Here is an 11,202-nt window from a genome sequence, read left to right on the forward strand (position 1 = left end):
CATGCTGGATAGACTTCTGGCCCTACTGGTTTTGGCGATCGTTCTCGGGGTTCCCCTTGGGCTGATCTTCCTGGTCACCGGGCAATTCCTGATGGACTTCGTGTTCTTCTATCCCCTGTTCATGTCGGGGCTGTGGATCGCCGGTGGCCTGTATTTCTGGCTGCACTGGGAGCGGCACTGGCCGTGGCAGGACAATACTTTGCCGCCACCGCTGGCCGGCGAACCGCTGATCTCGATCCTGATCCCTTGCTACAACGAGGGCGACAACGCCGCCGATACCATCCACGCGGCGCTGGCCCAGCATTACCCGAACATCGAAGTGATCGCGATCAACGACGGCTCCAAGGACAACACCGCCGCGGTGCTCGACGCACTGGCGGCGCAGGATCCGCGTCTGCGGGTGCTGCACCTGGCGGAAAACCAGGGCAAGGCCGTGGCCCTGCGCATGGGCGCCATCGCGGCGCGTAGCGAGTATCTGGTGTGCATCGACGGTGACGCGCTACTGGCGCCGAACACCGCGGCGTATCTGGTGGCGCCGATGCTCGACAATGCGCGACTGGGCGCCGTGACCGGCAACCCGCGAATCCGCACCCGTTCGACCCTGGTCGGCCGCGTGCAGGTCGGCGAGTTCTCGTCGATCATCGGCCTGATCAAGCGCACCCAACGGGTGTTCGGGCGGATTTTTACCGTTTCCGGGGTGATCGTCGCCTTCCGTCGCACGGCCCTGAACCGGGTCGGCTACTGGAGCCCGGACATGATCACCGAAGACATCGACATCAGTTGGAAGCTGCAGCTGGATCACTGGAGCATTTTCTACGAGCCCCGCGCGTTGTGCTGGATCCTCATGCCGGAAACCCTCGGCGGCCTGTGGAAGCAGCGCCTGCGTTGGGCCCAAGGCGGCGCCGAGGTGTTGTTCAAGAACATCCGTGGCATCTGGCAATACCGCCATCGTTACCTGTGGCCGCTGCTGTTCGAATACTGCCTGTCCACGGGTTGGGCCTTCACCTTTCTGCTGTCGGTGATCTTCTGGGGCGTCGGCAAATTCGTCGACATGCCGTCCGCCATTGCCGTCGATCACCTGATGCCACCGGCCTTTACCGGGCTGGTGTTGGCGGTGGTCTGCCTGGTGCAATTCGCGGTCAGCATCCTGATCGACCGCCGTTACGAAAAGGGCCTCGGGAAGACCATGTTCTGGGTGGTCTGGTATCCGCTGGTGTTCTGGCTCATCAGCCTGCTCACCACCTTGGTCAGCTTCCCCAAAGTGCTGTTCGGCCAACATCAAAAGCGCGCGCGCTGGGTCAGTCCGGATCGGGGCATCAAGCCGCTGAATGACGATGAAGAGGAGGTCATCCAATGAAAATCATCAGAACCCGGCAGCGGCCCTTTCTGGTCGTGGTCGATGTTTTCTTCACCGTGCTGGCCTGGATCGGGCTGCTGTATTTGCTGGAGCGGGGTCTGTGGCCTTTGATCGATACCCATGACGGCCCGCGCCTCGATGCGTCATTTTTCGACGCCCTCGGCACGTTGCAGATTTACCTGTGGGTGGCGCTGTTTAACGCGGTGATCCTGATCGGTTGGGCGCGTTATCAACAGCGCAAAAGCAAGCGTTTCGCCCAGCGTCGTTTGCCGGCGCCGGTGGTGGATGATCAGGGGCTAAGAAAAAGCTTCAAACTGTCTGGTGACCGGCTGGAGAAGCTGCGCACGCCGGGCTCGATGACGATTCACAACGATCAGGAGGGGGATGTCAGTCATGTCGTTACGCACTTGTTCCCGGTCGATCCGGCCCAACTGCCGTCGCCTTTGGCGCCGTTGGAGCATCCGCGGGTGATCCGCTTGCCAGCCGAAGCTGACGACAATCGAGAGCCACTGAGCCGGGTCTGAGCCTGGCACGCTCCTATACCGGGGGAGTGTGGAGCATTGAAGAGGCCTGTCAGCCGAAATCCCGAATCAGCCGCCACGCTTCATCCACCGACAGCGGCTGTTTCATCCGTTCGGCGAGCATCGCCATCGCCCGCTCCTGATCGCAGGCCACCGCCGCCGCTACCACGCCGTTCTTGCCAAACAGGCCAATAAAGGGCGGATGCTCAGGGTCGCCCTTGAACTCAACCTCGTCCCAGGCTTCGGCGTGTCCGAGGTAGTCGTAGTTTTTGCCGAAGTGCCAGGTCCAGAAATACGGCACGTCGAGGTAGCGCTCGTCGCCGCCGAGCATATTCGCCGCCGCAATTCGCGCCTGTTGCTGGGCCAGGCGCCAATGCTCGATGCGTTGGGGCTGGCCGTTGAGCGGGAAGGTCGCGATGTCGCCGACGGCCCAGAGCCCGTCCGTCACGCGCATCCCGCCGTCGACCTTCAGTGACTGATCTTTTTCTTTTGGCAGATCGGCAAACGGGGCCGTTGCCGGGGTGACGCCAATGCCGACCAACACCAGGTCCGCCGGCAAGCGCTGACCGTTGTCCAGCAGCACCGCTTCGACTTTGCCTGCGCCTTCGATCTTCGCGGCTTCGCCATCCGTATGAAACACCACGCCGTTGGCCTCGTGCAGGGCACGAATCGCTTTGCCGACGGCGTCGCCGAATTGCGCCTCGAAGGGGATGGCATGGCGGGCCAGAACGGTGACGTCCAGGCCGTATTGGCGCAGGGATGAAGCGGACTCCAGGGCAATGAAACTGTCGCCAACGATCACTGCGCGTTGCCCGGGTTTTGCAGTCGTCAGAATCCGCTGCGCCTGCGCCTTCGAGCGCAGCACGAACACCTGTGGCAGGTCGGCGCCGGGCAGCGACAGAGGCTTGGGTGTGCCGCCGGTGGCGATCACTGCGCCGTCATAGCTCAGCGATTGGCCATCGGCCAGGCGCAGGGTCCGGTTCGATGTATCCAGGCCCGTCACTTCGCCGTTTATCCGTTCAATGCGCTGTTCGCGATAAAAGCTTTCATCCCGCAGCGGCGGGACTTCGTCCGGCGGCATCTCCCCGGCAATCACGAATTTGCTCAATACCGTACGGTCGTAACCGGCTTCGGCCTCACGGTCGATCAACAATACCCGGCCGCCGAAACCTTTCTCCCGCAGTGCTGCCGCACAAGCCGTACCGGCGGCACCAGCGCCGATGATTGCAAAGGTCCGCTTATCGTCCGCCGGTGGTGTGCTTGGGGTGTGCATCGGCTGATCGTCGACCCAGACCTCATCGTCGCGGACTTCGAGCGGATAGCGCAGCAGACTGTCCAGGGACGGTGGTTCGCACAGCGCGCCGTCTTCAAGCCGGTAAGCCGCCTTGTGCCACGGGCAGATCAGCCGACCCTCACACAGCGCACCTTTGGCCAAGGGGGCCCCGGCGTGGGGGCATTTGCCCTGATAGGCGCGCAATTGATCGCCGACCCGCAGCAAGACGATTTTGGTCTTATCGATCCGGACTTCAAGGCCACGGTCTTGGGGCACATCGGCGAAACGGGCGACGCGGTGCAGTGCCATGATCGATCTCCAGGCAGGTGTTTCACTTAGGAGTTTGGCGCCTATACCGAGGTTCAGCCAATTCCCGCTGCCACCGCACGAACGGTCCGGCTATAGTTTGCGAGCCGACGACGGCCCCACCCGCACAAAGGTGCTCCGGTATGACCCGATTGACCTCTTTGAACCCTTGGCTGGCGGCCGTTGCAGTCGCCCTTTGCGTGCAGTTTCCGGCACAGGCCCAAGAGCGTTTCACCCTCAGCATTCCCGGTGTTTCGGACAATCGCCTGTTCACGGTGGCGGAGGCCAGCGATGCCAGCGGTTGCGGCGGCAAAAACCAGTCCCCGGCCCTGAGCTGGAACGCCGGCCCCCCAGGCACCCTCAGCTACGCCATCGTCATGCACGACCCGGACGGCCAGAAAGGCCTGGGCGTCGATCACTGGATTCATTACGGCATCAAAGCCACGACACGTCAGATCCCGGCCGGCGTCGGCGCCAAATCCGCCCTCGAAGGCGTGGGCGGCACCAACATCAAAGGCACCACCACCTACATCGGCCCTTGCCCGCCCGTCGGTGACAGTTCCCATCACTACATCATCCAGCTCTACGCCCTGGACCTGGCGCCAGAGGCCTTGCCCGCCGGCCTGACCCGCGCGCAGCTGATGGAACAGATCAAAGGCCATGTGCTGAAAAACAGCAGTGTGGTGCGGCGTTATCACCGCTGAAGATTTTTGCACTTGGGCTTAACCCGAACGGATCGGGCTGTCCGTCTCAGAGGATGAATGAGTCAATTTCCTCCTGAGGTCAGCCCCCATGTCCCTCCCTCTGCATTTCCTCCGCCCGGCCGCCCAGGGTTTCGCCGCCGGGTTGTTGCTGGCCGTTGCCGGTTGCGGCGCTTCATCCACGCCAGACTCTGAGACGGACAGCCCGCCAGTGGTTGCGCCCCCGGCTCAAAATGCGCCGAAAGCTGAAGCGTTAGTGCGTCGTGAGGCGGCCATGGCAGACACCGCGCTGGCCAAGCACAGCTCACGACCGGCGCCGTTGGTCGCAATCGCGCCAATGCCCGCCGGTGAGGCTTATCCACAGGGCTATCGGGATGAGCAGCGGGAGCAATATCAGGCGCTGGCCGATAACCCGATTCACAGCGTGGCCGAGGCGCCGGTCTCGACCTTCAGCGCCGATGTCGATACTGGTGCTTACGCCAATGTCCGGCGCTTGCTCAATCAGGGCCGCTTGCCTCCCGAGGGGGCGGTGCGGCTGGAAGAAATGGTCAATTACTTCCCCTACGATTACGCCTTGCCCACTGATGGCTCGCCGTTTGGCGTGACCACCGAGCTGGCGCCATCACCCTGGAACCCCCATACACGCTTGCTGCGTATCGGCATCAAGGCGTCTGATCGCGCAGTGGCGGAACTGGCCCCGGCGAACCTGGTGTTTCTGGTGGACGTGTCCGGCTCGATGGACCGCCGCGAAGGCTTGCCCATGGTCAAAAGCACCCTGAAATTGCTGGTCGATCAATTGCGCGAGCAGGACCGGGTTTCTCTGGTGGTGTATGCCGGAGAGTCTCGCGTGGTGCTGGAACCGACGTCCGGACGGGAAAAAGCGAAAATTCGTACCGCCATCGATCAATTGACTGCGGGCGGCTCGACCGCCGGCGCGTCGGGTATCGAACTGGCTTACCAAATGGCCCAACAGGCGTTTATCCCCAAAGGCATCAACCGCATCCTGCTGGCCACCGACGGTGACTTCAACGTCGGCATCAGTGACTTCGACAGCCTCAAGCAAATGGCTGTGGATAAACGCAAGACCGGCGTGTCCCTGACCACCTTGGGTTTTGGTGTGGATAACTACAATGAACACCTGATGGAACAACTGGCTGACGCTGGCGATGGCAATTATGCGTACATCGACAACCTGCGCGAGGCGCGCAAGGTGCTGGTGGATCAGCTCGGCTCGACCCTCGCGGTGGTGGCGAAAAACGTGAAACTGCAGGTGGAATTCAATCCGGCCCAGGTCAGCGAATATCGGCTGTTGGGCTATGAGAATCGCGCCTTGAAACGTGAGGATTTCAGCAACGACAAAGTCGACGCCGGAGAAATCGGCGCAGGGCATACGGTGACGGCGTTGTATGAAATTGTGCCCAAGGGCGAGAAGGGCTGGCTGGAACCGTTGCGGTATGGCAATCCTGCGGCCGATGTTTCCGCAAAAACCGGAGAATTGGCGATGCTGCGGGTACGTTATCAGTCGCCTGAAGGTGGGAATAGCCGCTTGATCGAGCGGCCAATCCTGAAGGGTGAGGCCGGCCAGCTTTCGGCAGCCAGCGATGATCTACGCTTTGCCGCTGCCGTCGCTGCCTTTTCCCAGCAGCTCAAGGACGGGCGTTATACCGGTGAGTTCAGCCTGAAAGACACCGAAGCCCTGGCCCGTGGCGCACGGGGTGATGATCAATTCGGCCTGCGCGGTGAATTCGTGCAACTGGTGGAGTTGGCGCAGAGCCTGCGAACCTCGACCGCCTCCAATCAACAGCCCAACGACAACCGGATAGAGTGACAGAGGCCAGCGCTGACATGTCCGATTCTGAAATCAGCTCCGCCGCCAGCAGCGATGAATCGCTGCTGGCGCGCTATCGCTCGGGCGACGGGCCGGCGTTCGAAGTTTTGTACACCCGTCATCGCCAGGGCCTGTATCGATTCCTCCTCGGCCTCAGCGGCAAGCCCGAACTGGCCGAAGAGGTGTATCAGGAAACCTGGCTGAGCCTGATCCGCAGCACCAGTCAGCCACAAGGTCGGGCGAACTTTCGTACCTGGCTCTACCAGATTGCCCGCAACCGACTGATCGATCACTGGCGCAAACACGGCATCCACAACCCGTTGCACGACAGCTACGACGAACAAACCCACGCCCTGATCGATGACGCCGCCGACCCCGAACAACTGCTGAGCCTGAGCCGCGACAGCCAACGCCTCGAAGCCGCCCTGCAAACCCTGCCCGCCGACCAGCGCGAAGTGTTCCTGCTGCGCGCCCACGGCGACCTCGACCTGCCGCAGATCGCCACCCTCACCGAAACTCCGCTGGAAACCGTCAAAAGCCGCTTGCGCTACGCCCAGCAAAAACTGCGTCGGCTGCTGGCCGAGGAGGTACTGACATGACTGACGCCAAACAAACACCGTCATCGCCTGACGATGAAGTGCTCAAGCATTTCCGCGACCACGCAACCGGCGAACCACCAGCGCATCTCGATGCCTTCATCCTCGCCACCGCGCACCGCGAAGCCCCCGCACCGAAGCCGAACCTGTGGCAACGCTGGCTCCGCGCCTGCCAGCAACCCCGCTGGCAAGTGGCATTCGCCAGCCTCGTTGGCGTGGCCCTGATGCTGGCACTGGTGCAACGCACACCGGAACAACTGCCGAGTTACGACTTCGCGCCCGCGCCCAAAGCGTCCGCCCCGGCCGCCAAACCGGAAACCGATGCCCGCTTCCAGGATGAACCGGCCGGCACTATGTCCGCTCCTGCGCCTGCTGCACCGATGGCTGAGTTTTCTGCACCGTTGCAACGCGAGTCGATCAACAGCGAAATGGCCGACGAAGCAAAACTCAGCAAACGCGCAGCCGCGCCGGCCAAGTCACTGGATGATCAATTACGTGAAGTGATACGCCTGCAAGATACCGGTCAGACCCAAGCCGCCGAGGCGCTGATGGCGACATTGCACAAGCGCTTTCCCAAAGAAAACCTCACGGCCCGACTCAAGGATTTGCAAAAGAAATGAGGTGAACAGTGGTCGGCAAATTTGGCATCGACACCCGAAAGCGCGCACTATCGGCCCATAGCCGATGCGTTGGAGGATGTCGTGGCACAAAAAATCGACCGCATCGCCCAAATGCTCAACTGCCCGGTGAAGGGTGAGGAACTGCGGCGAGCAGTGACAGAGAGTCGTAAGGAGTTTCTTCTAGCGAAGCAGGAGGAAGATGATCTTGCGGAAGACGCCCTTGATGATGAGTTGATCGAGGACGAAGAAGACGATGATGAGTACGACGAGTTTGATTGGACGACAGAATGAAAAAACCGCTTTGGCAACCCGTTGCCGTTCTCAACCATAACCGTCCTGCTGCTCACCCTTTGCCGCACACGGCCTATCAGCAACGAGCCGCAGAAATATGTGAGTCTATTGGCGTCAGCCGTAATGACCCACGTCCGGCTATTCCTGCCGAAACACTATTTGCCGAGCTTGATGCGCTCATTGATGAGGTTGAAGCAGAGCGTAGCCGCCGATGAAAACACTCACCCAAAAATTGCAGGCCCCGAAAGATCGGGACGCATTTCAAGGGTGAGTCGCCGCTATTTTGCAGCTTGTTGCGTCGTTGTTTGCGGTGGTCGCGTCAAAACTTTCACCACATCATCAATCACTGCCTTACTCATCGCCGTCAAATAGTGCGCGGCCCAGGCGTGGCGGTCTTCAGAATCAACCAGAAGAGGGATGGTTCTGAAGGAGGCGACTTCGAGGACGATAAGGTCTTGACCGGGGGACATAACGCAAAAACAGCTTCGGCGGTTTTTTATCAGTAGCAGGTGTTCGGTTAAACCGAACAACTGCATTCTCAAGTGGCTCGCCCGGCATGGCAGTAGTGGCGTTCTGCTGCTATACAGCACAAGAGCGTATTCAGTGCCTCGTCAAATAAAAGGAGTTCACGATGAAGGTTCTTGCAGGGTTGGTCGGAGGTTTAATATTAGCCATTCTTGTTTCGATGCTCATAGTTATCGCAATCGCAGCATCGCCAAGTGTTAGCGGATTGAGAGGAGCCATTGCTTTCTTCGTAACATGGATCATTGCAGTAGCCATAGCTGTTTACGCTCCCACTCCTGGCAAGGCATGGCGTCGACTTCTAATCGCCTCAGGCATCGCTGCATTCATGCTCCCCTTATCCGGTATCATTTTCACGGGTAGCCATATCGCCGCCATTAGTGGCGCTCACTCGGGCGCGGAAGCGGCAGGAGCAGCCATCGGTGGCACCTTGGTGAGTGGCTTTCTAGGGTTTGTTGGCTTCTTCCTAGGGGTGATCTTCCTCATCATCGGCTTGTTAGTGGGGCGAGATAAGCAAATCGTTTACATTCAGCCGCCACCAAATTCATAAACAAGCCCAATTGAAGGCCGCTCCTCCACGATTTTTGTTTTGTATTGAGAATCGAGCTTTCGGAGCGATAAGCGTCGGCATTTTCAAGAGTGATTACCGATATTTTGCTTGCGGGTCGGATGCGGCGTGGCCAACTTCTAGCCAGACGCCCTAAATGCTGCGCCCACAAAAAAGCCCCAGACCCTGCGGTCTGAGGCTTTCTCGTTTCTACATATGGTGCACCAGGCGGGATTCGAACCCACGACCCCTGCCTTCGGAGTCCTAAAAGTCGACGTTTAGAATCAATACGTTAGCGGGGATTAGCTGGTAAATCAATGGGTTGTGATAGCTGGGGTTAGCTGTGTTTCGCCCCGGTTAGCGGGGGGAGTGTGGCAAATTTGTGGCATTTTCCCCTCTCAGCGATAGGCTACGGATTCTAGCTAACCTATTTCGTCGGTTCGAATTGACTGCCCCTAGCTCCATTCCATATGCCCGTGTCTGGACGACCGAGTTGTAGCGCGGATGCCGCCCCTTGTCGGCTATGGGCCTTGATCTGGTATAGGCAGAGCTATCGGCCAAAAGCTGCCAGTCGGAAGCGTCTCAAGCGTTATCCACTGGCGAGATTCATAGTCTATCTCACCTCGGTGCAGCACAGTCTGTATGTATGTAGCCGCGATCATTCGCATTTTTCTGTTGTAGTTTCTGACGTGTTTTGTAAGACGCGTCTCTTTTTTGTGTAGAAAATTCCCGCTCTCTTGAACCAAAAGCGATATGCCGGGTCTGGTGTGCGCGTGGTTTTGCGCATCAGCAGCGTGAGTGTTTTTTGGAGTAAACCTGGGTCTTCAGGTGCTCCCTAAGATGAAGGTTAAAGGCCGGCATTTGGTTTTTATCTGCTCGCGAGCTCGCTGTCATTTTCGTATCGAGGGATCGAACATGTTCTCACCCGCCCATTGGGCGAGGTTGTGCCTGGCTTTGCTGTGCCTTTCTCCGCTGAATCTTGCTCACGCCGCCCCCACCCCCGGTGAAACCGATCTGATCCGCGAACGTCAGGATCGCTTGCTCGAAGAGCAGCGTCGGCGTCTCGAAGAGCTCAAGGAATTACCCGGCAAGGAAGCCAAACCCACGCCACCGACGGCCCCGGCCGACGCCCGTTGTTTCCCGATCAAGGACATTGAGCTCAAAGGCGCCGACAGTCTCTCGGACAGCGATAAAGATCGCCTGCTCAAGCCTTATATCGGTCAGTGCCTGGGTGTCACGCAGCTCAACGAGTTGCTGAAAGTCATCACCAATCACTACATCGAGAAAGGCCTGGTCACTAGTCGGGCCTATTTGCCGCAGCAGGATTTGTCCGGTGGGCATCTGCAAGTGCTGGTCGTCGAGGGCCGCTTGGAAGGCCTGAAAGGCGCCGAAGGCAGCGGTCTCTCCGAGCGGGAACTGGCGATGAGCTTTCCCGGCAAGCCGGGTGAGTTGCTCAATCTGCGGGACATCGAACAGATGGTCGATCAACTGAACCGTTTGCCGTCCAACCATGCGCAGACGGAGCTGACGCCGGGGCAGAATATCGGTGGCAGCGAAGTGCTGGTCAAAAACACCCCGCAGAAGCCCTGGCGTGTTGGTTTGTCGCGGCATAACGATGGCCAGAAGAGCACTGGCGAGCAGCAATGGGGCACCTCCTTCGACTGGGACAGTCCCTTGGGCCTGGCCGATCAATTGGCCTTGCGCGGCGGCCACGATGCCGTCAGCGACCATCAGAAAACCTCGCGCAATGCCATGCTCTATTACAACCTGCCCTTTGGCTGGTGGAACCTGAGCTACACCTACAGCCAGAGCGAATACCGCGCCTTGGGCCAGGCCAACGGTTTCAATTTCAAGCAGAGTGGCGACAGCCAGAACCATCAGTTGCGCCTGGAACGAGTGATCCATCGCGATGCCCTGAGCAAGACCTCCCTCAACACCGGCCTGGCTTACCTGCGAACCAATAACTTCATTGAAGACAGCAAGCTCACTGCCAGCAGCAATCGCATTAGCGAGGCGCAGTTCGGCATCAACCATGGGCGACGGGTTGGCAATGCGTTCGTCAACCTCGACCTGGGCCTGCAGAACGGTATTGGTGCCCTCGATGCCCAGGGTAATCACGACCCGGGACCGGGCCTTCCGGATGCGCGCTATCGCAAATACACCGCCACTCTCAGCTATTTGCAGCCCTTTGTGCTGGGTGGCGAGTCCTTCAGTTTCAGCAGCCTGATGACCGGTCAGCGCAGTGAAGACGTGCTATTCAGCCCTCAGCGCATGAGCTTGGGCGGACAATCGTCGATCCGTGGTTACAAGGACCAGTCCTTGTCCGGCGACAGCGGTGGCTACTGGCGCAATGATCTGCGCTGGAGCCGTCCCGTGACACTGGAATGGCTACGCCCGGTGTTCGCCGAATACGGCACCAGCCTCGGTTACGACCAGGGTGTAATTCGTGGCGATCGCTACAACGGCGATCAGCACGGGCGCCTGTCGAGCAACTCGCTGGAGTTGTTCGCCCGCGGTGAGCACCTGAGCGCCAGCGTGACCTTCGCCCACTCTCTGGAACGCCCGGACACCTTGACCGAGCGCGAAGCGCCGATCTATTTCCGCGTGGATTTCTTCCTCTAAATTCTGCTTTAAACGAGA

The 11,202-nt window shown here is 59.6% G+C and carries 11 protein-coding genes and 1 pseudogene; 10 read left to right on the forward strand and 2 right to left on the reverse strand.

The annotated features are described in order from the left end of the window. Nucleotide 1: 1 nt before the first annotated feature. Together pgaC and pgaD are read left to right on the forward strand one after the other, a co-directional pair. A complete protein-coding gene (gene pgaC / locus ACA044_RS00895) occupies nt 2–1,357 on the forward strand; it encodes a poly-beta-1,6-N-acetyl-D-glucosamine synthase (protein WP_497444758.1) in 1,356 nt (451 codons plus the stop codon). Then, a complete protein-coding gene (gene pgaD / locus ACA044_RS00900) occupies nt 1,354–1,881 on the forward strand; it encodes a poly-beta-1,6-N-acetyl-D-glucosamine biosynthesis protein PgaD (RefSeq protein WP_497444759.1) in 528 nt (175 codons plus the stop codon). The genes pgaC and pgaD overlap by 4 nt, the downstream gene beginning before the upstream one ends. Before the next feature lie 49 nt (nt 1,882–1,930). On the opposite strand, the gene ACA044_RS00905 is transcribed toward pgaD, so the two are convergent. Beyond that, complete coding sequence (locus ACA044_RS00905; protein ID WP_497444760.1) at nt 1,931–3,460, reverse strand: FAD-dependent oxidoreductase; 1,530 nt, start codon at nt 3,458–3,460, stop codon at nt 1,931–1,933. Nucleotides 3,461–3,600: 140 nt separating this feature from the next. On the opposite strand from ACA044_RS00905, the gene ACA044_RS00910 reads away from it, so the two are divergent. From ACA044_RS00910 to ACA044_RS00935, 6 genes are all read left to right on the forward strand, one after another. Continuing rightward, nucleotides 3,601–4,161, forward strand: a complete 561-nt coding sequence (locus tag ACA044_RS00910) for a YbhB/YbcL family Raf kinase inhibitor-like protein (protein WP_497444761.1) — start codon at nt 3,601–3,603, stop codon at nt 4,159–4,161. 88 nt (nt 4,162–4,249) lie between these two features. After that, nucleotides 4,250–5,986, forward strand: coding sequence for a vWA domain-containing protein (locus tag ACA044_RS00915; RefSeq protein ID WP_497444762.1), 1,737 nt, complete (start codon nt 4,250–4,252; stop codon nt 5,984–5,986). Nucleotides 5,987–6,003: 17 nt separating this feature from the next. Next, nucleotides 6,004–6,585, forward strand: coding sequence for an RNA polymerase sigma factor (locus tag ACA044_RS00920; protein WP_497444763.1), 582 nt, complete (start codon nt 6,004–6,006; stop codon nt 6,583–6,585). Continuing rightward, a complete protein-coding gene (locus tag ACA044_RS00925) occupies nt 6,582–7,202 on the forward strand; it encodes a hypothetical protein (RefSeq protein ID WP_497444764.1) in 621 nt (206 codons plus the stop codon). Before ACA044_RS00920 ends, ACA044_RS00925 begins: the two co-directional genes overlap by 4 nt. Before the next feature lie 21 nt (nt 7,203–7,223). Then, complete coding sequence (locus tag ACA044_RS00930; protein WP_497444765.1) at nt 7,224–7,493, forward strand: hypothetical protein; 270 nt, start codon at nt 7,224–7,226, stop codon at nt 7,491–7,493. After that, complete coding sequence (locus ACA044_RS00935; protein WP_497444766.1) at nt 7,490–7,708, forward strand: hypothetical protein; 219 nt, start codon at nt 7,490–7,492, stop codon at nt 7,706–7,708. Before ACA044_RS00930 ends, ACA044_RS00935 begins: the two co-directional genes overlap by 4 nt. Nucleotides 7,709–7,771: 63 nt before the next feature. Here ACA044_RS00935 and ACA044_RS00940 read toward each other — a convergent pair. Then, nucleotides 7,772–7,891 (reverse strand): annotated as a pseudogene (locus ACA044_RS00940) (DUF3077 domain-containing protein); the annotation flags it as partial. Between the two features lie 233 nt (nt 7,892–8,124). Here ACA044_RS00940 and ACA044_RS00945 point away from each other — a divergent pair. Further along, on the forward strand, nt 8,125–8,565 hold the full coding sequence (locus tag ACA044_RS00945; protein WP_497444767.1) for a hypothetical protein: 441 nt from the start codon (nt 8,125–8,127) through the stop codon (nt 8,563–8,565). Between the two features lie 912 nt (nt 8,566–9,477). Continuing rightward, a complete protein-coding gene (locus tag ACA044_RS00950; RefSeq protein WP_497444768.1) occupies nt 9,478–11,184 on the forward strand; it encodes a ShlB/FhaC/HecB family hemolysin secretion/activation protein in 1,707 nt (568 codons plus the stop codon). The last annotated feature ends 18 nt before the right edge of the window (nt 11,185–11,202 follow it).

Source organism: Pseudomonas sp. LBUM1673, assembly GCF_059695645.1.

What these genes read in the sequence shown, in the direction of transcription:
- pgaC (WP_497444758.1), top strand. Translation starts at nt 2, where the DNA reads ATGCTGGATAGACTTCTGGCCCTACTGGTTTTGGCGATCGTTCTCGGG.
- pgaD (WP_497444759.1), top strand. Translation starts at nt 1,354, where the DNA reads ATGAAAATCATCAGAACCCGGCAGCGGCCCTTTCTGGTCGTGGTCGAT.
- ACA044_RS00905 (WP_497444760.1), bottom strand. Translation starts at nt 3,460, where the DNA reads ATGGCACTGCACCGCGTCGCCCGTTTCGCCGATGTGCCCCAAGACCGT.
- ACA044_RS00910 (WP_497444761.1), top strand. Translation starts at nt 3,601, where the DNA reads ATGACCCGATTGACCTCTTTGAACCCTTGGCTGGCGGCCGTTGCAGTC.
- ACA044_RS00915 (WP_497444762.1), top strand. Translation starts at nt 4,250, where the DNA reads ATGTCCCTCCCTCTGCATTTCCTCCGCCCGGCCGCCCAGGGTTTCGCC.
- ACA044_RS00920 (WP_497444763.1), top strand. Translation starts at nt 6,004, where the DNA reads ATGTCCGATTCTGAAATCAGCTCCGCCGCCAGCAGCGATGAATCGCTG.
- ACA044_RS00925 (WP_497444764.1), top strand. Translation starts at nt 6,582, where the DNA reads ATGACTGACGCCAAACAAACACCGTCATCGCCTGACGATGAAGTGCTC.
- ACA044_RS00935 (WP_497444766.1), top strand. Translation starts at nt 7,490, where the DNA reads ATGAAAAAACCGCTTTGGCAACCCGTTGCCGTTCTCAACCATAACCGT.
- ACA044_RS00945 (WP_497444767.1), top strand. Translation starts at nt 8,125, where the DNA reads ATGAAGGTTCTTGCAGGGTTGGTCGGAGGTTTAATATTAGCCATTCTT.
- ACA044_RS00950 (WP_497444768.1), top strand. Translation starts at nt 9,478, where the DNA reads ATGTTCTCACCCGCCCATTGGGCGAGGTTGTGCCTGGCTTTGCTGTGC.